We start from the raw sequence: 20,872 nt of genomic DNA, 5'->3' as shown, positions 1-20,872 counted from the left end.
TAAATTCCCTCGTCGCCACGCTGTGCGCGGTAACGAGAACTAGCCCATGACCACCAACACCTGATGATTTTGTCCGTCGTGCAACAGCGGAATACCGTCACTCGCTGTTTGCGCAACGCCGTCCAACTCGATCAATACGATACCCTTCGATACGCCGTCAGGATTGTTGACGGTAATGTCGTAATGAGTTTCTTCGTGTTGATAACTTAAGCTGTAACTGCGCCAGTCACGCGGAATGCAAGGATTGAAATGCATTTTGCCGGCGCGGATATTCAAACCCAACAGCCATTCAATACCCGCACGGTAAAACCATCCCGCAGCGCCGGTGTACCAGGTCCAACCGCCGCGCCGCACATGCGGAGGTACGGCATAAATATCCGCCGCTATCACATAAGGCTCGACTTTGTAGGCATAGACGCCGGCCCGGTTAGCGGTGCGATTGATAGGGTTCAGCATATGCAGAAGATCGACTGCCTGATCGCCGTCTCCGAGCATCGCATAGGCGATAACGCACCAGACCGCCGCATGGGTGTATTGCCCGCCGTTTTCCCGTACCCCCGGCAAATAGCCTTTGATGTAACCGGGATCCAGCAGGGTTTTATCGAAGGGCGGCGTAAACAGCAACACCAGGTCGTCGCCATACCGTATCAGATACTCCCTGGCCGAATTCATCGCTTGCCGCGCCCGCTCTGGGTCGGCGGCGCCGGAAATAACCCCCCAACTTTGAGCCAGCGAATCGATGCGGCACTCGGCGTTGGCAGCGGACCCAAGCGGCGTCCCGTCATCGTAATAGGCGCGCCGGTACCAGGACACATCCCAGCCTTCAGCTTCGACGGCGATTTTTAGCTTGATTACGTGTTCGCGCCAACGTACCGCGCGCTCGGCATCTCCGCGCAATTCCGCCACATCGGCAAATTCCGACAACGTAGCGATCAGGAACCAGGCAAGCCAAACGCTCTCGCCTTTGCCCAAATGCCCCACCCGGTTCATGCCGTCGTTCCAGTCGCCGCTGCCCATCAACGGCAAGCCATGTGCGCCGGTTTTTAAACTTAAATCCAGCGTTCGCGCACAGTGCTCAAACAGGCTGGCTTGTTGCTCCGATGGAGTCGGCTCGAAATAGGCGTCTTCCTGTTCCGGTTCAAGCACAGGCCCTGCCAGGAACGGCGTTATTTCGTCGAGCACAGCCCTGTCGCCGCTCACTTTGACATAGTGGGACACCACATACGGCAGCCAGATAAGGTCATCGGAAAAATGGGTGCGCACGCCGCGATTGGAAGGCGGGTGCCACCAATGCTGCACATCGCCCTCGACAAACTGATGCGTCGCCGCACGGAGGATATGAGCGCGGGCAAGATCGGGCCGGGCTACCGCAAGCGCCATGCAGTCCTGTAATTGATCGCGAAAACCGAAAGCTCCACCCGCCTGATAAAATGCGGCTCGCGCCCACATTCGACAGCTCAGGGTTTGATACAGCAGCCAACCGTTCAACATCAAGTCCAGACCTCTGTCCGGTGTTTTCACCTGAATCTTCCTGAGCGTCTTGTCCCAAGATTGTTTCACGCCGGTGAAGGTTTGTTGAATGTCAGCAGCCCGATAACGTTTGACCAACTCACCGGCATGTTCGCGGTCGCTGCCCTGCCCGAACAGGAACACAATCTCGATGCTTTGATCGATTGCAAGTTCTACCTGTGCCGTCATTGCGGCGCAAGGATCAAGCCCCGCTCCAACGCGATTTTTAAGCGGCCTGGACCGAGTCAAGGCTACCGGCGCATCCAAGCTGCCGTTACGGCCGATAAATTCAGTCCGATTACAAGTCCAGGCCGTTTGTAGGCCGGCAAGGTCGACAAAAGCAATGCGCCGACCGAAATCCATATCCAAATGGTTGTAAGCAAACAAGGCTCCGGTCGCCTGATCCAACTCGGTCACAATATAAGGCGCAGTGTTGGTGCGGGATGCGCCTAGCACCCATTCAACATAGGCTGTAACCGACAGTTTGCGCGGGCGGCCTGAATTGTTTTTCAAGGTTAACGTTGAAATCTTGACCGGATCGTCCGAGCTTACAAATTGCAGCAGCTCACTGTGAATCCCGTGAGAAGCATGCTCGAAACGGCTGTAACCCTGGCCGTGCCGAATCACATAGCCGGCGTTATCGACTCGAATCGGCAACGCCGTCGGCGTCCACAAATCGCCTGTCTCGTCGTCCTGTATATAAAATACTTCGCCGGGAGGATCGCTGACCGGATCGTTCGACCAAGGCGTCAACTGGTTCATGCGGCTGTTCAGGCTCCAGGTGCAACCGCCGCCCAGTTCAGAAACAGTAAACCCGAATTCAGCATTGGCGATCACGTTAATCCAGGGCGCCGGCGTCCATTGCCCTTTGCCCAGCACGATCACATATTCGCGCCCGTCGTCGGCAAATCCGCCCAAGCCGTTGAAATATTCGAGATCCGCAGTGGCGATTAACGGCTCATTCCTGTCAACATCGGGCGCAGACAAGACTTTGGCTTGGATAAAATCCGGCGTAGGCTTCGGATGCCGCGTCAATTGCTCAGCCAAGGTGCCGCGAGTGCTCAACAGCACGGCGCGGGCCGAGGTTTGCAACAGCACGCTCTCCTCCTCCGTGAGCTGATCGGCGCGCAGCACAAAAATATCGCCATACCCACCGTACTCGTGAAGCGCTGTAAAGGCTTGATTTTCCCGAACCATGCCTTCCAATAAGGTCTGCAACTCATTGCTATAGGTAATTTCTTTTTCATTCAAAATCACCAAATCGACGGACAGACATTTCATGCGCCAATATTCATGGGCGCGCAATAACTGATCGGCAATAGCCCTGTCTTCTATCGACGCTAACCGCAGCAATACAATCGGACGATCACCGGAAATACTAAGCCGCCATAAACCGGTAACATTTAATGTGTTCAGTTGCATCAGCTTGCCGCTCGCCCGCAGTGAAGAATCGGCGTAGAGCAATCGATTAGCCAAGGATTGAAATAACTGGGCCTCATCAGGCTTGATGCGTAGATGACGTAATTGGATTTGCGCATGCGTCCAGGCAAGATCGGAAACCCGGTTAAACGTAGCCGCGTTGTGATACTTATCGGCTAAATCTTCAACCACCTCCCGCGACGGGGCGACCAAGGTGGTAAATGTCAGATGAACCGTCGCGCCCGGTTCGATGCCGACCCGTGTACGCAGACTGAAAATCGGATCGAGCACCGCGCCGACCGTATTGCTGAGCGGGCGGCCATCAACCACCGCGGCAGGCGCGCGTAGCGTTTGCCCGCGGCCGCAAAATTTTACCCGGTCGGTTTCATATTGCAATCCTGCACCGAGGTCGTTACACGCCAGCACATGAGCCGCCCAAATTCGCGGATCGTTGCCTGCCCGAGGCCGCCGTTGCGCGATCAATCCGCATGCCTGCGGCAGAAATTCGGTCTGTATGAATAAATTTGAAAATGCGGGATGAGCGCTATCAGCCGTAGGCGGCGCCAATACAATTTCCGAATAGGAGGTCACCTCTATTTCCTGTGTATGCGAGCCGTTATTGGTCAAACTCAAACACCTGATTTCCGCGTCATCTTCCGGTGACACAATGATTTCCAGGTGACTGGCTATAGTCCCGTCTTCGCGGGAGATGCGCACCCGGTCTTCGAGAAAAACCACTTCGTATCGATCGGGAACCGCAGCCGTCGGCTGGTATCCTGCCGACCAAACCCTGCCGTCTGCCAAATTGCGCAAATAGATATAACTGCCCCAACAGTCGCGGGTCACATCTTCACGCCAGCGGGTTACCGCCAGCTTTTCACAAACACTGTAACCCGATCCGGCGGCGGTGATCATCACCGCGTACCGGCCATTGGAAAGTAACTGCGCCGAGGGTACAAGAGACATCGGCGAAGGTTCTCGGCGCACTGCGGGCTGGACTATTTCTTTTACTTCGGCTTCGGCTTGGGTGAAGTCAGGAATGGCGCTGTCAGCACCTTGAGGAACCCGCTCCTGCAGCAGCATTTCGGCTCCCTGAATGATCGGTGTGCTATGGAATCGGCGGCGCATGACGCCATCGTATACGACATTAGCCAAAGCCACCAACGACATGCCTTGATGATGCGCCATATAGCAGCGCACAAACGCCACTTTTTGATGTTCGGCAAGCCGGATCGGGGTGAAATCGAGCGCTTCGAAAAAGCCGTAACGACCCAATGCGCCAAGTTTTTCCAGGCTTTCAAAATTTACCGTAGCAGCATGAGTGTGGTACATCGCCGCCAAAGCGGTGGCATAAGGAGCGATAACCAAATCGAAGGCGAGTCCCCGCTTCATGCCCAGACCGGGTACGCCGAATGCGGAGTACTGATAAGTAAACCAACGATCGCGGCCGTTAAACGCCGATTCGGAAACACCCCACGGCACCTTGCGTTCCTTGCCGTATTCAATCTGGCTTTGCACGGACAGGCGGCAAGTCTGGTCGAGCAGGCTGTAGCGCGGCGTATACGTCACCAGCGACGGCATCAGGTATTCAAACATCGAGCCGGACCAGGACAACAACACCGTGCCGTTCGCGGTGCGTGTCACCCGACGTCCTAAGTGAAACCAGTGCGTGCTCGGCACTTCCCGCTTGGCGATGGCGATTAAGCTGGTCAGGCGCGCTTCCGAGGCGAGCAGATCGTAATAGCTGTCATCGATAATACCGTCGTCAACGCGGTATCCCAATGAAAACAAATGCCGGTTCAGATCATAGAGGAAACGGAAATCCATCTCGACAAATAATTGATGCGCCTGTTCCGCCAACGCATCCAGCCGACGGGTCAATACTGTCCAGCATTGGGCTTCGGCTTGCGCAGGGTCGCCAAGGGGAAGCCGAAAATGTATCGACGAGCCTAAGTTTTCGATGTCGCGCTCGTGAGAATGAATGTCAGCGTGCAGCAGCGTAGCCCAAGCCAACACTTCGCTGTCATCCATCAGTTCGCCGCGCTCGGCAGCGTAAGTCCGCGCCAGATCCAACAGGCCGTCGGCGCACAGGGTAATTTGCCGCCACAAACGCAGCCAGTCTTCATGGTTGTCAGGGTTACACGCCAACAAACCGCCCAGTTTGTCCGCAGTTTTCTGTAGATCCTCCTGTGTCACTATCAGCATGCGCCGGTCATCGTTGATTTTGGCCAGCGCCGACAACAGCAGTCTGTGTGTATCGGCAATTCCGTCTAACACGACGGAAACCGCATGCGGATGTTGCGTCAGCTCCTTACATCCCTGGATAAGCACCAGTAAATGTCCCGCCAAATTGCCGCTATCTACGGTCGATACATATCGGGGTTCCAGAGGGTGCAGAGTCTGCGTGTCATACCAGTTGTAAAAATGTCCATGCAGTCGCGACATCTTGTTCAGCGTGTTCAAGGTCGCTTCCAGCCGGTCAACCGTATCGATCAGACCCAGCCAGCCGAAATCATGCGCGGCAAGCACGGACAATAGATAGAGGCCGAAATTTGTCGGCGAACTGCGATGGGCAATCACCGGAGCGGGATCTTCCTGAAAATTATCCGGCGGCAGATAATTTTCCCGCTCCGTTACGAAGGTGGTAAAAAATCGCCAGGTACGCCTGGCGACTTGGCGTAACTGCAACGCATCGTCAGGCAGTAATGACTCAGCCGGGTCCAGTCTCGGCGGCAAACTCAGGATATGGGCAATGACAGGAGACAGTAACCACAACAACAAAAATGGCGCGGCAACCGCTATCGAAGCGGAATTGAACAGCAGCACTAACGTAGCGGCGCAAACGACCACGATAGTCACGCTAGCCAGCGGCCTAATAAGGTTCCCCAAAGCATGCCCGGCCAATGTCTTCGCTTGCAGCGCAGTGACCCACCTGAGCAATTTCCGCCGGGTGATAAACAGCCGTACCAAGGTGCTTACGATCGCGTCGGTCATCAACCAAGACTGTTGAGCCAGCATGGCTAACGTAATCAGGCTATGACTCAAGCCCATAAATACATTTTCTGCCGTGACGCGCAACTGGTTACGCAGCGGAATATCGGTGCGAAGCCGCATTCCGGCAGCGATAGCCAGTAAGGCGGGAACGGCTAAGGCTATCAACACTATTCCGATCAACATCCCTTGCGGCGCATTCGGAATAGTCCATGCCGCCAACAGGGTAAGAAATGCGCCCGGCGCTGAAAAAGTCCGGCGTAAATTATCCAGCATTTTCCAGCGTCCAATCATCGGCATGCCTTTGCCGAGAGGACCAAAAATCCAGGGCAATAGCTGCCAATCGCCGCGCGCCCAGCGGTGTGAGCGAGACGCGGCGACTTCCGTATGGGATGGAAATTCTTCATACAACTCAATATCGCTGACAAACGCACAGCGGGCGAACACACTCTCGAACAAATCATGACTGAGCAAGGTGTTTTCAGGAACGCGCCCGGCCAAAGCGGCTTCAAATGTGTCGACCTCATACAAACCCTTGCCGCTGTACGACCCCAGCTCAAACAGATCCTGATAGACTTCGGACACGGAGGTCGAATAGGCGTCCATGCCGCACGCGCCGGAAAAAAGCTGGTGAAACAACGAGTGTTCCCGTCTTTGCGGCAGGGTCGGCGTGACTCTAGGCTGGAGAATGCTGTAGCCTCTGACGACGCAACGCGTAACCGGGTCCAGAACCGGCCAATTGAGCGGATGGGCGGCCGTACCCACCAATTGCCGAATGGAGTCGATAGGCAGTTTGGTGTCGGCATCCAGCGTAATAACATAACGGACATCCGGCGGAGCAAACGCAGGCTGTCCATGAGTCGGCATAAAGGACGTATCCTGTGCTCCGCGCAGCAGACGATTAAACTCATGCAGCTTGCCGCGCTTGCGTTCCCAGCCCATCCATGTGTTCTCGCCTGGATTCCAGACACGTTTGCGGTGATACAGGAAAAAACGCTGCTCCCCGTACTTGGCGTTAAGTGCGTCCACCCCGTCAATGGCGACGCGGAGCAGCAAAGCCTCTTCCGGCAGGGTTTCCTGATCCGCATCCACCCAATCGGATAACAGGGCAAAACGGGCATCGCCGGCCGGGTTGGACAAATAGTGAACCTCCATTTCATCGATTTGTTTTTTCACGTTCTGCTCGCTGACAAACATCGTCGGCACCACCACAAAAGTGCGTAACGTATCGGGGATGCCGTCCTTCAGTTCAAGTCTGGGTAAATGGCGTGGCGGCACCACGGCAATGACCAATCGATTGACCAAGCCCGTAGCAATGTCCGAAGCGGGAAATAAAGCCAGCAGTGTAATCAGGGCGATAGAGAAACCGCCCAGTTCAGCCTCGAAAGCGGCGCCCAAAGGCAGCGCCAACAAGATCAGCGTACACAGCCCGAGGCTGCCAAGATAAGCAAAAGTCGCATGTTTGATATAAGCACGCAGGAGCTTTTGATAGAAAGTAGGATTAAAGCCGACCTCTTGTTCGAACTCGCCCCGACCGGGACCGATCAAGTAGTAGCCTGGTTCATGTATTTTCTGGTCAGCGCCGGATTCTTTACCGGCACGATCAAGCTTGTCGATAACTTTAGCCGCTATTTCCACCTCGGAATAAGGCGAACGTTTGGCAAGATCTTCAATCGCATGACGGTAACGGTCACGGGTGAGAAAATCCATTGCGCTGTAAACCGGATGAGTGCTCAGGCATTTATCCACCAGACTCGAATCTTCGACGAATTGCGGCCAGTCAAACGCGGAGATGGTGCGCATACTGGTAATAATATTGCGTACAGTCAGGTTTGCAGCAATCTGGACGGCGTGTTCACGATGCACGACTTCATCCAGCGTGACGCCCTGTTCACCCAGCCATCGATTCAAAAAATCGAGTGCAGGCGGCGTCCCCGGATGCGGCTCATGCAAGCGTTGTACCAGCTGCACCGCAAAGGCCTGGCGCAAAGGCTCGGCGGGCAAAACCTCTGTCCGCGGCGAAAAATCGGGCTGATCGGCCTGGTCAATAAACTCATCAGCCAACTGCCGACCTGCTTGTGAACGCATGATTTTCAACGCCAGTCGACGCAAATTCTCGATCATCACTATGCGTAGCGAGATCGGCAGCGCCCAAAGCTCGCCGATGCTGAGCGGTTGAACTTGCTGATACGCACGCATGAAACAAGCCAGCTGCTCAGGAGAAAATCGGCTATCGGTATGAGCGACCAGAGCCCAGGCAATGCCGTAGACGCGCGGATAACCGGCAAGAAAGCCGTCGGTCAACTTGGGTAATTGTTTGTAAAATTTTTCGGGCAGATAGAGATTAATGTCATTGATCTGCTCTTCAATCACATGAAAATTGTCTAACAGCCATTCTGCGGCCGGTGTAATAGCCCGATGTTCGCGCGCCGCCTTGCCTATAGTTTGATAAGCATCAAACAGCACCCTGGAATTCTCTCGCACCCTGGGCATCAGCTTGAGTCCGTCAGGATGAACTTCGGCTTTTTGCGCTTTCGCTAAACTAACGGCATGCTGTTCCAGACGTTCGTTGCTAAATAACTCAAACCGGATGGGTTCATCCTCACCGCCCGGAGCGGCAAGCCTGGGTTTCTGTCTATGTCCGCGTAATTTAATCATCTGTACTCCCTTGTTTTGACCACGCTCGGTCAAGCTTTACTCCTTTTTTGCAGTCCGCTCGGCTACGAAAACAATGAACGATAATTGGGCGGGAAGTGCATATGCCATACATCGGCAGGAAATTGAGTACAGCCTGACAGAACTAAAATAAACCCGAAGACTAAATGACGATGAAATCGACAAAGAATCTGTTTTGTGACAAGTCAGTTGCTCGTCGTTTCAGTCACTAAGCAGCAGTCTACTCGCAACATTTAACGCCGTCGGTACGGTAACGCACATAAAACCGCTCGCTGCCAGGCTGCCATGACCTTGCCACTTGCTTGCCTTACTGCGGCTTATGGGGGCAATTGATGATCTGGACCATTTCAATTCTAAAGACGAATACCCCCCTGATTTCCGAATTGAAGGAATATAGTTTCCCTATTACAGCGTGGTATCCACAGTTCCGGTATGTGCTCTACCGTACCGACTACAGCAAATTTCTCGGCTAAAGTATCTTTAAGGTTTCTGTCGAGCATTCGGCACGAGGCCTGTAATCGGTTGCCGAAGCGGCATCTGATCGTAAGTAAAGCTTATCTCGGCAGACCGTTTGCCCCTGAAGCCTTTCGATGATTTTCATCGGGCTGCTTCAGCCTACTGAAATTATCAATTAACCGGAGATTCAATCATGAAATACCTAATTAAATTTTTTTCCGCATTTCTTTTGGCCTTGACGTTACTGACTGCCGCAGGTTGCGCATCGACGGAAAAGCATGAGGGAACCGGAGAATATGTTGACGACAGCGTCATCACCACCAAGGTCAAAGCAATGTTATTTGATGAGCCCAACCTGAGATCGGGTGAGATCAATGTTGAAACCTTCAAAGGCGTCGTTCAATTGAGCGGCTTCGTGAACTCCAAAGCCGATATTAACAAAGCGGTCGAAATTGCCCGTAGCGTCAAAGGCGTGGAATCCGTCAAGAATGACATGCGTCTCAAATAAATCAGGAAACCATCATGGAAATCACCGACAAAGCAGCTAATCTGGCACATGAAACTTTCGATAATATTGCTAACGCAACCCATCAGGCCGTCGAAGCACTGGGCGAAAAAGGTGAGCAACTGCAAAATGCCGAGCAGCACTTGATGAAAAATTGCCGCGGTTATGTCCGCGACAACCCCATCTCCTCAATAGGTATCGCCGTAGCGGGCGGTTTTCTGCTGAGCCGTCTGTTAAACAATCGCCGTAAACCCGAATGACAAGCCGTTCAAAACTGAGAGGAAGACATCATGGAAACTATAGACAAAGCATCCAATTCCGCACATGAGGTTGTCGATAAGATAGCCGGTGCGACTAGCCAGGCAGTAGAAGCACTGGGCGAAAAAACTGAGCAACTGAAAAATGCCGAGCAGCAAATGATGAACGATTGCCGCAGTTATATTCAAAACAACCCGGTAACGTCAATGGGTATCGCAGTAGCGGCAGGCTTTCTGTTGAGCCGACTGCTAAGCGGTCGTTAGACCGGCAAACATTATGGGTACGAATGCCGTAAATAATGATACTCCGGGACAAACTACAACCTGCGCCGACCCGAGGAAAGATTCCGGTGTGCTGGAAGATGCCCAGTCGTTATGGCAGGAGTTACTTGGGCTAAGCCATGATCGCTTCCGGCTCGCCGCTCTGGAAACGCGGCGGGCCGGGGAAAGCGTGGTGGCTATGATAGTAGCGGGGATCATCGTCGCCCTCTTGCTGAGCAGCGCGTGGCTGGGACTCCTCGCGGCCGCCGTGTTGTGGCTAATCGAGCATGGCGGTGTGGCGGCGGGTAGCGCGATACTGCTTGCCGTCGCTTTCAATTTACTGCTAGCACTGCTTCTATGCGGCGTGATACGCCGCAAAAGCCATTATCTACAATTTCCCGCAACTCTCCGCAGTCTTAGGCTCTTATCCCCAGAGCCGCATGACAAGGAAAAATCATGAAGGCGGCCTACCTTTTAAACCGGAGTAAATCCAAGTCTTTGACGGCTCAAATCAAGGATGCCGAACGACAGGTGTTGGATCGTCAACAAAAGATCGGTATCCGCACCACTATATTGATTCGGAAGATACATCAACAGATGACCGCTCCAGCTACTTTGCTGCTGGCGGGCGGCATAGGATTTATTATTGGCGAACTCACCAAGCGTCGGACATCCAAAGTCCGCGGCACTATCAATAAGCTTGATGCGACCGAAACTACACCCTTGAAAATCGCACTGAACCTTGTAACTTCGGCTCGAACTTTATACACGGCTTTGCCGCTGGCCTGGATAATCAAATCCTACTTTCAGCCCGGTGTAGCAGGTCAAGCGCCCGAATATCAATCCCATCCGATGGCGGCTTCCAATGCAACGGGTGTGTGCCGAAGATCGAGGCAATAGCATTGCTTTTCAACCTCCCTCATTGTATTGCCTGTTTCGGTATCCGAATCAATTCTCCACAGCCCGCAACACAGCTAATCAATTGGACAAAAAAAATGCCCTCCTGATCTTTAATGGGGGCATCATAGAGTTCCTAATGGAGGAGGATAGTTAAATCTTTCAACGCTTTCGTAAAACGGCTCACCTGGAACCCAGATGCTATTATTGAATAGCTACTATTTTTAGTCAGTTAATAATATAAAATTGCCAATATTTTTCTGTACGTTGCCGTACATAACCGTAACTTTTTGTCTGGAGTTAAGTTGAACAACGCTGTTCACGCTGGTTTCACCAGCACATCGACATGACTTAAAGAGCGATGATGATCTGTCGGCATCTAACGTGGTCTTGCCATATCTGAGATCATTGAACGGCGGGCTATATTTGCCGCCGCCCCTTGTGACGCTAAAGTTATTGCGCGGCTTTCAGATGTGTTACAGCCTCTTCAGCTCTAGCTCTTCCTGCTCGCAAAAAGCAGGAGTGCGCCGCCTGCCGCTACCGCCGTCACACCGGCCCAGACCTGAACATTGACTGTCTCAGTGTCTTTAACCGTCAGCTCTAACGGGCCTAACTTGGCTTCCTGCGTTTCCCGTGTGTAGCTGAATTGACCGTACACCAGCCCTAACAGGCCGGCTATAATCAGTACGATTGCCATAATCTTGACTGCGCCCATCTTGTCTCTCCTAAATATATATGATGCCCTTAAGTAAGCGGCGCTTACTATAAAACCGGTTGCTTCCAATGTGCCGGTTCCCAAACTGAAGAGAGTGTCAAAGTGTTAAGAATGTGGAGTGCAAACCTGGATTTGCACTCCATCGCTTCTTTAAAAAGCAATCCATAAAAAAATATAAAAATATTTTTGAGTCGGTTTACACGATACTTTCACACTCTCTGAAGCATGGGAACGGTTTGATGCGTACTCCAGACCGTCTGAGCCTAGCGGAATCGCTCAGGCCGACACCATGCGGCATAAATTCATCCAGTATGGTTACAGGACACGTCGGCCTTGAATGACGCGCAACACGATCACGATAATCGCGATAACCAACAGAATGTGAATAAATCCCCCCAGTGTGTATGAGGAGACCAAACCCAGTATCCAGAGGATGACTAAGAGGATTGCAAGAGTTTCTAACATTTGTTCTTCTCCGTAAGAGGCCGTCAATTGACGGCGATATAACGCACAGACAAACAGATGAAGTATTGCCGAAAGTCAAAGCGATGCTCGCCCAATCAACGGCAAGTTCAAGTTCATCTCCTATTAAAATAGCATCCCGTTGCAGTCGTACAGCAGTCCAACTTGGCTGTACAACGCAGCAGCTCTCGTATTAATCGTCAAGTTTATCCTTGATATCTTCCTTGAGATCACCAAAGCCCTTCTGGACCTTGCCGACGACCTTTTGGATATTTCCTTCCACCTCCATACCCTCGTCGTCCAGCAACACGCCGGCGGCTTCCTTGACTTTACCTTTAGCTTCTTCGACTCGGCCTTTTATTTGATCTTTGTTCATGACTGTCTCCTGATGTGTTAGTTCAAATTGAAACGTGGAATGATGTTTTCCAACGCTCCATTAAAACAATACATGTAAAACTGAATGGGGTCGGTACGGCAGCGCACATAGATTAAGTATTTTCTCAGGGGCTAGATGATGCCCAATAACACCAACACCAGTAAGATGATCAGCACCAGCCCAAATCCACCGGTGGGACCATAACCCCACTGCCGGCTATGTGGCCAGGTTGGCAGGACGCCAACAAGCATAAGAATAAGAATGATGAGTAAGATTGTGCCAATTGACATGATAGTGCTCCTGTTTGAAAAAGAACGTGACTAAACGGCGCGGCCTGAGACCGTGAGATCACCATTCACGTAAGGGTATGGTGCGTTAACCCCAAAATACCTACAACGATTAAATACACGGCTACGAAATAATTTAAAAACCTCGGAACCAGCAAAATTAATATGCCTATTACCAATGCCAGTAAGGGTTCGATTGCAATATTCATCGGAGTTATCCTTCAAGTTAAATCAAATAAAAGTTTATGGGCAAGATTGAACAAAGTCTGTACGGTATCGAACACAAAAACGTCATCGCCGGATGGTCAATATACCTAACGTGGGACAATGTCGCCGTTTGCGTCGGAGAGGATTATTTCCACGCGGCGGTTCAATTGCCGACCGGCCGCCGTGTTGTTGCCCGCAACCGGATACGCATCGGCATAACCGCGCGTCCTGATGCGGTCACCGCTGATCCCCATGTCGTTCAAAGCCGTCCGCACGGCATAGGCGCGTCGGTCAGACAGCGCCTGATTGGCGCTGTTACTGCCGATGCTATCGGTGTGACCTTCAACCAACACCTTGTATTGCGGGTATTGATTGAGGAAGTCAGCCAATTTTTGCACATTACGCAGACCGCCTGCTTGCAGCTGCGCCTTGTTGGTGCGAAACAATACGTCGCCGCTTAGCGTAATCACCAGGCCGCGCTCGGTTTTCTTGGCATTCAACTCTTTGAGCAGCATTTCCTGTTGAGCAATAATGGCTTGGTCACGCTCCGAATTGGCGCCGGCAACCGCCAATTCGGTAGCTTGACGGTCGACGGTTTGCTGCGCATAGGCCGCCTGCTGTTTAGCCGCATCGGCTTCAGCCGTTCTCGCATCAAGGCGGACCGCGTTGCGTTTGGCGGCGGCGTTGGCGACCGCTGATTCAGCGGCTTTCCGCTTGGCGGTTTCCTCGGCGATTGCCACTTGCTGCTTGGCTAAGTAGGCCAGATGCTCAACGGTATCATCGCTTTCACCTTCGCTTAAGGCATAATCCGCCTTGTTCAGGGAATCGTCGGCTGTTTTCAATTCGACCGCTGCCAGATTCGTGACTTCGGGATTGGTTCGTGCATTGTTGTAACTGTTATGCGCTTCGGTGAGGGATGAGTTTTTCGGCATCGAACTGCAACCGGAAACAATCGCGACAGCGATCAGGGTCATGGGGAAATATTTATTATTTTGCATAATGAGCTCCATTGATGATTATTGGGCGTTACGTTCGATTTCTTGTTGCAGCACGCGGTTACCTTCCTGCAATTCTTGCGCTGCTTTCTGTGCCTTGGCTGAACGCGCCGTTACCGCAGCCAGTTGAGCATCGACCTGAGCTTGTTCCGCCAATTGCCGGGCGCGCAAATAATCTTGCTCCGTCATGGCCCGCTCGGCAGCATCCATTTTTTCCATCGCGGATTTAAGCGCCTGAGGTGCAAACTCATTGCCTCCAGCACTGGTTGCATTGCTGACTGCGACCTTGGAAACGGCCATCTGTTCTGTGGGTGCGGGAATGCTCGCACAACCGGCTATAAAGATTGCAACAGCCGCGCTTACACCGATGCCGCGCATCATTTGAAACGATCTGAGGAGGTCTGTTTTTTTCATGATTTGTTATCCTTTGAGTTAAATGCCGAACACAATCGTTACAATGAATTAGGTATTACATTGCAGCGACTTCCACTTTCTATACCGAAATCCGGGTGAGTCTATTGGGGAGGGGAAACAGCCGATTCTGAGAGCCATCGGCGTTAATTAGATACCTTTCCGCAGACGCGCACAGTGCGCTAGCGTACATAAGCGCTACACCGCTGGAATTGAATGATGCCGACCGGATCTAGTTACACTCGGCGAGGCGCTCATTACGGTAGCGGCCTAACGCCCAGAGCGGGAAGAATTTATCGTAACCGTGGTATTTCAGATAAAACACCTTGGGGAAGCCGGGCGCATTGAAGCTTTCGTCACTCCAAAACCCGTCAGACTGCTGGTTTTTCAGCAGATAATTGACCCCGGCTTCGACTTCAGGACTGCCGGCTTCACCAGCCGACAATAATGCCAACAATGCCAGCGCGGTATGGAATGATGTGCCGGTATGGAATTCACCGCGATTCCTGGTGTCGTAATAGCTGTCATTGTCCTCTCCCCACCCGCCGTCGTTGCGTTGTTTGGATTTAAGCCAAGCAACGGCTTTGCGAATGCAAGGATCATGCTTGGGAACACCTGCGGCTTCAAAACCGGTCAATACAGACCAGGTGCCGTAAATGTAATTGGTGCCCCAGCGGCCGAACCAACAGCCATCCGTTTCCTGCTCATTGCGCAAGTAATTAATACAATTGTCGATGACCGCCTTGTATTCGGGATGACGGTTGACAAGCTTGCCCAGCAACATAATGCAGCGGGCGCTGACGTCAGCTGTTGGCGGGTCAATCAGGGCTCCGTGGTCGGAAAACGGAATGTGGTTCAGATAGTGACAGGTATTGTCGACATCAAAAGCGCCATAGCCGCCATTGCTCGACTGCATTCCGGCAATCCAGACGCCTGCCCGTTCGATAGATTCGGCAAACTGTTGTTCGTCGGCCTGAACCATCGCATATGCGACCACCGCGGTATCGTCGACATCGGGGTAATAGCTGTTGCCGAACTGGAAGGCCCAGCCGCCGCCCGGCAGATTGGGGCGCCGGTTCCGCCAGTCGCCCGGCTCGTCCTTCAACTGCTTAGCCGCCAGCCAATTCAACGCAGAGTTGAGAGCTTGCCGGGTGTGCGAATCGCGTTGGCGACGGTCTGTTTCCTGCAATGTCAGAGCAACCAAACCGGTGTCCCAGATCGGGGAAACGCAAGGTTGGCAGTAGGCCATATCACCTTTGATAACCAGCAGGCGGTCGATAGACTCCCTCGCGATCCGCCGCTGTTCATTGTCGGCAGGGATACCCAGACAGTCCATGGCTTCATACGCATTGACCATGGCCGTGAAAATAGCCCCCAGACCATCGTAGCCATTCAATCTTGCCATGAACCAGTCGCGCGCCTTGGCGGTAGCCTTCCGGCGGACAACACCGGGAATCAGCGGTTCCATCAGCCGACCCAATCGATCAAGCACCAGTATGGCCTTGCCTAAGGGCGTTTTGACATGGGAGAAGTAATTCTTTTCTTTATCCGGCGGAGTCACGAACAGTTCAGCGATACCCATTTTCTGGGGATTACGGGCCTTGACCTTGTAAGTGCAGAGAATGAACATGGGAACCATAACGGTACGCGACCAGTAGGATACCTTGTCCAGATGAAACGGGAACCACTTGGGTAACAGCATGATTTCCACCGGAATGAAAGGCACGCCGCGCCAGGGAATCTGCTCGAACGTAGCCAGCGTGATGCGAGTCAGCACATTGGCCTTGGCCGCGCCGCCCTGGGCCAGTATCCACGCGCGGGCCTTGAGCATATGCGCCGCATCGGTAGAATCGCCGGCCAATTTCATCGCGTAATAAGCCTTAACTGTGCAACTGATGTCGCCAGGACCGCCTTTAAAAAGAGGATAACTGCCGTCCACGCTTTGTTGTGCGCGAAGAAAATTGGCGATCTTGGCCTGGAGTGCTTGGTTAATTTCATCCATGTAATGCATCATCAGGATGTATTCGGCGGGGATAGTGCAATCCGCTTCGAGTTCGAATACCCAATAACCTTCCTCGTTTTGCAGACCGAGGAGTTGCACCCTGGCTCGGTCAATAGCGGTGTCCAACGTTGTTGGAGAAGTTAAAAAATGGGCGGGGCTGGTGTAATCGGAATCTGGACTGCTATGTAAAATAGTCTCTGTTAGCATGGTTTGGTTTTCTCTGATTTTTACTTCCCTGTTAAGGGCGTGCGAGTGGCGCATGGGGGTGATATTAAAAACATTTTTATCGGCGGCCGGTTAAAAGAGAACCGCAGCAAGATATTGCTGCGGCGAACGAGGTGCGCGCTCATGATGCTCGCCTGATCTTAACGCTTTGTGGCTCGATCTGATCCATTAACGAACAGACTAACCGCTACAGCAAGTTCGGTCTGTACGGTACCGAACATAAAACCACTGTCGCTTCTAGTTTCAGCCCGCGACAACAAGGCCGCCATTCAATCAGGGAAACCGATCTGTTAGATAACGAATCTAATATCACAAACATCAGGTGCTTCAAATCAGCGTTCGCGGTTCAAGAAAGTTACCGCTCATGGCGCTGATAAAACTGATGTAAGGATTCACTGATAGTAATGCCACCTATTGATTGAAGAAACTGAACTCTTTATTCTATAGACAGTCACACGCACAACACCAACCGATTTTTTAAGTTAATAGCGCTATTCAATCTTAACCCACAAATAGGGACGTTGTTTTATGACCGACCTTCAAAGCCCCTGGCACAACCATCTTCTTGGCTCCCTGCCTACTGACGAATACGAACGCCTTTCCTATCACCTGGAACCAGTCGAAATCAGACTCGGTGATGTTCTTTGCGAACCCGGAAAAGATTTACGTTACGCTTATTTCCCGACGACCTGCATCGTATCGCTGCTTTATGTAATGCAGAATGGTGCGCCCGGCGAAGTCGCCATGGTCGGCAACGATGGCATGATCGGCGTTTCCCTGTTCATGGGCGGTGGGTCTATGCCATATCGAGCCGTTGTGCGCAGCACCGGTTTAGCTTACCGGCTACGGGCGCATCAATTTATGAAGGAATTCAACTATTCCGAGGAATGTGACGGCGGAACACTGCACGAGTTGCTGCTGCGTTATACCCAGGGGCTGATGACCCAGATTGCACAGACATCGGCCTGCAATCGGCATCATTTAGTGGATCAGCAACTTTGCCGCTGGCTGTTGCTAAACCTTGACCGGCTCCCTTCGAACGAGTTGATGACGACTCAGGAATTGATCGCCAATATGCTCGGAGTGCGCCGCGAAGGCGTCACAGAGGCGGCCGGTAAATTGCAGCAAGCCGGATTGATTGAGTACCGCCGGGGACGCATCACGATACTGGATAGGCGGGGATTGCAGACACGGGCCTGTGAATGCTACGAAGTGGTCAAAGCAGAGCTTGATCGCCTGCTCTTCTCTCCCCGGCGCACACCATTAACCTCGTATAATCCTTTACAAAAAAGAGTGAACGGCTTAGAAGCGAATCATTAAGCAGCCGTCAAATTAGGTAATGTCGCCGTATTCAGGATGTTTGACATATTTACCCGGCTATTCAACGCTGTCAATTTCATCGTAAATATCTTCGGAGATTTCCGCGTATTGCTCCGTGGATATTGTCCCGCCTCAGCAATCGTTCCTGCATCCATGCAAGTCGTTCGCGGCAGATACTATATCCCCGATAAGGCAGGGTATCTGTTCGTTTCGGATTGATGCTGTGAACTATGTTTGTTGCATCCCGCCTATTTATCTTCAACTCTCAACACCAATTTACTCAGCGCCGGAAGAATAATAAACGTACAAACCATAATCCAGAATATGCCCATGGTGATAATCAAACCCATGCTGGCGATGCCCTGATGCGGCGAGAACGCCAATCCGGCGAAACTGGAGGCGGTGGTCAACGCGCCGTAAAACATGGCCCTGGCCGTGCTGGATTGATAGATATTCTGCTCTTCGGACATAGAATGATGCAGCTTCTCAACCATATGGATGCCGTTATCGACGCCTAGCCCCAGTAACAGCGGCAAGGCGATGATGTTGGCGAAATTAATCGGCGTATTAGTCAGAACCGCACTCGCCATCGTAAACAGCCCGGCCAATATCAGCGGCGTCATGACCAACGCGGTATCGAGAACATTGCGCCTGATCGCAAACAACAGCAGCGCGATAGTGACCAGCGCAATCACAATGGCTTCCTGGAAAGCGGAGATAACTTCCTTCATCGATTCCCAATACATGATCGGCAAGTCGGTGGTCTCAGGCGCGACGGATTGCACTTCGGTAATAAACTCTTCCAGGCTGGTTAAATCGTTCAGGTCTTTCTTGGGAAATATCTGGATACGGTACGAGCCGTTCTTGCTCAGCCATTTGTCCTTGATGTCGGCAGGCAGGTCGGCCAGAGTGACTTCCTTGGCATTGAAGCTGGCCGATAGTTCGTTCATGAGACTCGGCAAGGTACCGAGCAGCGTGGTCTGGATTTTGTCAATGAACAGGCGTCGACTGGTTTGCTGCCGCGCATCAAGTTCGATCAAAATATCCTGCAATTCTTTTTTAAAATTGCTTAACGCGGTGCGTTCACGGGCATCGGTTTTTTGAGGCAGGATAGTGTCGACCGCTTTTATCAGGCGCTTAATGCCGGGTACAGGATCGGTATCGTTTTTGAGCGCGGGAAAATTTTGCGTTTGCGCCCCCAGCATCAAGCCCATTTCCTCTATCACGGCCAGTTTGTCGCCCTGCCCGGTGGGTTCAAAATCGAAAAGACTGACGGTTTTATCGACCGAAGCCAAGGCCGAAAGCTTTTGCTCCAAGGCTTTGGCGTTGTTCTCATCCTTGGCCAGAACGGTCAAGGTCATCGGCGTGGTTTCCTTGTCTTTCATCAGATTTTTAAACGCAATAACCGATTCGGTGTTAGGGTCGCGAAGGTTAATCGGATTGAAGTCAGTCTTCACGTTGAAGGTCAAAACGATGGAAATAACGGCGATGGCAAAGGTTGCGATGGAAATCGGTTTGGCATAATGCAGCGGCAAGATCGCCAGTTTTTTCGACAATTTCTCAAGTCCGTTCCGCGTTCCGTTAATCTGGGACTTTGCCGGAGCAGGCATGATTTTCAACAGCGCCGGCAGGACAATCAAGGTAATTAACAGGCAGATAAACAGACTGGTGCCCGCCAGCAGGCCAAGTTCGGATACGCCTTTGTAATCGGTCGGTATAAAAGCATAAAGCCCGATCGACGTGGTTCCCGCACACAGTAATAACGATGGCGCCGTGCTCATTAATGTGCTGCGTAGCGCCAGCTCTTTATGAATGTGATGAATCAGATTGTCGCGATAGCGCAGACAAAAATGGATCGCATATTCCACGCCCAAGCCGATATTGGATACCGCAAAAGCCACTGAAATCAGGTTTAATTCTTTTACCGAAAAAGCCGCGAACGCTCCGCAAAAAAGCATGCCCAAAGCCAGCGTCATCAACGTGGCCAAGGTGAGCAAAATGGAACGATAGGCGACCAACAATATAAACAACACCAACACAATGGAGAAAATGCTGGCGGTAAATGTGCCGGTACTCATGCCTGACAACTCATCGTCTTCAAGACCGACTTCGCCGGTAACCCAAACTTTAACCGCAGGCAGGTTGGGGTCCTGGATTTGGTCAACCGCTTTACGGATCGAATCAATCGCATTTTCCGCTGGACGGATTTGCGTAAAATCAAACTTGGGCGCGACGATAATAAAGCCGCTGTTGGAATCGGTTTTCTTTTCCGCAATCATCGACTCCCATGACATCAACGCGTTTTCGCCATTGATCGTTTTATGCAAGGCCAGCGCCACCTTATCAACTAGCGAAATGAAATCAATAGGCACATCCTGAGTCTTGTCGGTGTTGGTCAGGGCGTCTTCAAAAATCGAGAAAAAGCCGGTCAGATTCGGTTCCTGGGCAATTCTGCCGATAAACGGCTGGGCCAGCGACAGATTGTTGGATAAGTTATGCAGTTCGTCGGTATCGAGATAAAGCAGGCCGTTCTGACGGAAAAATTCGTTGTCGTTGGGAATATAGGCCGAATTAAAATGCTCTTTGTTGGCGCTGAGCAAGCGCAGCAATCGTTTAGTAGCCGATTTGGTCAATTCCGGCGTATCCGATTCAACCACCAGCAACAGCGTGTGCAAGTCCTGCGAAAAGGCTTTTTCAAAATTGCGGCGGTTTTGCTGGAAAGGCGCATCGGGCGCGACCAGTTCGGCGGTATCGGTATTAATGCTTAAGTGGCCGGCCGTGTATTCCAAGGCCAAAATGCTGAGCAAAACCACTATGGACAGAACCATGAACGGCCTGCCTAGCGTCAAACTTGCCCAACGTGAAAAAATACTGTGACTGCGGGTTTGAAATGTCATAACT

Annotated in this window: 16 protein-coding genes; 6 read left to right on the top strand and 10 right to left on the bottom strand. The window is 52.1% G+C overall.

Annotated elements, in window-relative coordinates:
- Positions 1-39 precede the first annotated feature (39 nt).
- Positions 40-8,577, bottom strand: coding sequence for a glucoamylase family protein (locus tag V3O24_RS02995; protein ID WP_331306133.1), 8,538 nt, complete (start codon positions 8,575-8,577; stop codon positions 40-42).
- Positions 8,578-9,244: 667 nt separating this feature from the next.
- Between V3O24_RS02995 and V3O24_RS02990 the strand changes: the two genes are divergently transcribed.
- The 5 genes from V3O24_RS02990 to V3O24_RS02970 are packed head-to-tail and all read left to right on the top strand — an operon-like array spanning position 9,245 to position 10,974.
- Positions 9,245-9,559, top strand: coding sequence for a BON domain-containing protein (locus tag V3O24_RS02990; protein ID WP_104423453.1), 315 nt, complete (start codon positions 9,245-9,247; stop codon positions 9,557-9,559).
- 14 nt (positions 9,560-9,573) lie between these two features.
- The gene (locus tag V3O24_RS02985; RefSeq protein WP_331306132.1) at positions 9,574-9,816 is read left to right on the top strand and encodes a DUF883 domain-containing protein; all 243 of its coding nucleotides are present in this window, start codon (positions 9,574-9,576) and stop codon (positions 9,814-9,816) included.
- A 30-nt stretch (positions 9,817-9,846) separates the two neighbouring features.
- Positions 9,847-10,077: a DUF883 domain-containing protein gene (locus tag V3O24_RS02980; protein ID WP_331306131.1), complete on the top strand. Its 231-nt coding sequence runs from the start codon at positions 9,847-9,849 to the stop codon at positions 10,075-10,077.
- Between the two features lie 13 nt (positions 10,078-10,090).
- Entirely contained in the window at positions 10,091-10,534 is a 444-nt protein-coding gene (locus tag V3O24_RS02975) for a phage holin family protein (protein WP_331306130.1), read from the top strand.
- Complete coding sequence (locus tag V3O24_RS02970; protein WP_331306129.1) at positions 10,531-10,974, top strand: hypothetical protein; 444 nt, start codon at positions 10,531-10,533, stop codon at positions 10,972-10,974. Before V3O24_RS02975 ends, V3O24_RS02970 begins: the two co-directional genes overlap by 4 nt.
- 490 nt (positions 10,975-11,464) lie before the next feature.
- On the opposite strand, the gene V3O24_RS02965 is transcribed toward V3O24_RS02970, so the two are convergent.
- From V3O24_RS02965 to shc, 8 genes are all read right to left on the bottom strand, one after another.
- On the bottom strand, positions 11,465-11,686 hold the full coding sequence (locus V3O24_RS02965; RefSeq protein ID WP_331306128.1) for a hypothetical protein: 222 nt from the start codon (positions 11,684-11,686) through the stop codon (positions 11,465-11,467).
- A gap of 315 nt (positions 11,687-12,001) precedes the next feature.
- A complete protein-coding gene (locus V3O24_RS02960) occupies positions 12,002-12,151 on the bottom strand; it encodes a lmo0937 family membrane protein (RefSeq protein ID WP_104423459.1) in 150 nt (49 codons plus the stop codon).
- Between the two features lie 190 nt (positions 12,152-12,341).
- Positions 12,342-12,524 (bottom strand): CsbD family protein, encoded by a 183-nt coding sequence (locus V3O24_RS02955; protein WP_104423460.1) that lies wholly within the window; start codon positions 12,522-12,524, stop codon positions 12,342-12,344.
- A 131-nt stretch (positions 12,525-12,655) separates the two neighbouring features.
- Entirely contained in the window at positions 12,656-12,808 is a 153-nt protein-coding gene (locus tag V3O24_RS02950; protein WP_219820810.1) for a DUF3309 family protein, read from the bottom strand.
- A gap of 71 nt (positions 12,809-12,879) precedes the next feature.
- Entirely contained in the window at positions 12,880-13,020 is a 141-nt protein-coding gene (locus V3O24_RS02945) for a DUF3096 domain-containing protein (protein ID WP_006889773.1), read from the bottom strand.
- A 105-nt stretch (positions 13,021-13,125) separates the two neighbouring features.
- Positions 13,126-14,016 carry an OmpA family protein gene (locus tag V3O24_RS02940; RefSeq protein ID WP_104423462.1) on the bottom strand — a complete coding sequence of 297 codons (891 nt, stop codon included), beginning with the start codon at positions 14,014-14,016 and terminating at the stop codon, positions 13,126-13,128.
- An 18-nt stretch (positions 14,017-14,034) separates the two neighbouring features.
- Positions 14,035-14,427, bottom strand: coding sequence for a DUF4398 domain-containing protein (locus tag V3O24_RS02935; RefSeq protein WP_331306127.1), 393 nt, complete (start codon positions 14,425-14,427; stop codon positions 14,035-14,037).
- Between the two features lie 229 nt (positions 14,428-14,656).
- Complete coding sequence (gene shc / locus V3O24_RS02930) at positions 14,657-16,633, bottom strand: squalene--hopene cyclase (protein ID WP_331306126.1); 1,977 nt, start codon at positions 16,631-16,633, stop codon at positions 14,657-14,659.
- A gap of 546 nt (positions 16,634-17,179) precedes the next feature.
- Here shc and V3O24_RS02925 point away from each other — a divergent pair.
- Positions 17,180-17,971, top strand: a complete 792-nt coding sequence (locus tag V3O24_RS02925; RefSeq protein ID WP_331306125.1) for a Crp/Fnr family transcriptional regulator — start codon at positions 17,180-17,182, stop codon at positions 17,969-17,971.
- Between the two features lie 248 nt (positions 17,972-18,219).
- Here the strand turns inward: V3O24_RS02925 and V3O24_RS02920 are convergent, their stop codons facing one another.
- Positions 18,220-20,868 carry an MMPL family transporter gene (locus V3O24_RS02920; RefSeq protein ID WP_331306124.1) on the bottom strand — a complete coding sequence of 883 codons (2,649 nt, stop codon included), beginning with the start codon at positions 20,866-20,868 and terminating at the stop codon, positions 18,220-18,222.
- Positions 20,869-20,872: the final 4 nt, after the last annotated feature.

The sequence above is a fragment of the Methylobacter sp. Wu8 genome, assembly GCF_036440755.1.
GTDB lineage: Bacteria > Pseudomonadota > Gammaproteobacteria > Methylococcales > Methylomonadaceae > Methylobacter_A > Methylobacter_A tundripaludum_A.
This window is presented reverse-complemented; position numbering and strand designations above follow the sequence as displayed.

Bases quoted from the DNA above. Each gene is read 5' to 3' on its own strand.
- V3O24_RS02995 (WP_331306133.1), bottom strand. From the start codon at position 8,577: ATGATTAAATTACGCGGACATAGACAGAAACCCAGGCTTGCCGCTCCG.
- V3O24_RS02990 (WP_104423453.1), top strand. From the start codon at position 9,245: ATGAAATACCTAATTAAATTTTTTTCCGCATTTCTTTTGGCCTTGACG.
- V3O24_RS02985 (WP_331306132.1), top strand. From the start codon at position 9,574: ATGGAAATCACCGACAAAGCAGCTAATCTGGCACATGAAACTTTCGAT.
- V3O24_RS02980 (WP_331306131.1), top strand. From the start codon at position 9,847: ATGGAAACTATAGACAAAGCATCCAATTCCGCACATGAGGTTGTCGAT.
- V3O24_RS02975 (WP_331306130.1), top strand. From the start codon at position 10,091: ATGGGTACGAATGCCGTAAATAATGATACTCCGGGACAAACTACAACC.
- V3O24_RS02970 (WP_331306129.1), top strand. From the start codon at position 10,531: ATGAAGGCGGCCTACCTTTTAAACCGGAGTAAATCCAAGTCTTTGACG.
- V3O24_RS02965 (WP_331306128.1), bottom strand. From the start codon at position 11,686: ATGGGCGCAGTCAAGATTATGGCAATCGTACTGATTATAGCCGGCCTG.
- V3O24_RS02960 (WP_104423459.1), bottom strand. From the start codon at position 12,151: ATGTTAGAAACTCTTGCAATCCTCTTAGTCATCCTCTGGATACTGGGT.
- V3O24_RS02955 (WP_104423460.1), bottom strand. From the start codon at position 12,524: ATGAACAAAGATCAAATAAAAGGCCGAGTCGAAGAAGCTAAAGGTAAA.
- V3O24_RS02945 (WP_006889773.1), bottom strand. From the start codon at position 13,020: ATGAATATTGCAATCGAACCCTTACTGGCATTGGTAATAGGCATATTA.
- V3O24_RS02940 (WP_104423462.1), bottom strand. From the start codon at position 14,016: ATGCAAAATAATAAATATTTCCCCATGACCCTGATCGCTGTCGCGATT.
- V3O24_RS02935 (WP_331306127.1), bottom strand. From the start codon at position 14,427: ATGAAAAAAACAGACCTCCTCAGATCGTTTCAAATGATGCGCGGCATC.
- shc (WP_331306126.1), bottom strand. From the start codon at position 16,633: ATGCTAACAGAGACTATTTTACATAGCAGTCCAGATTCCGATTACACC.
- V3O24_RS02925 (WP_331306125.1), top strand. From the start codon at position 17,180: ATGACCGACCTTCAAAGCCCCTGGCACAACCATCTTCTTGGCTCCCTG.
- V3O24_RS02920 (WP_331306124.1), bottom strand. From the start codon at position 20,868: ATGACATTTCAAACCCGCAGTCACAGTATTTTTTCACGTTGGGCAAGT.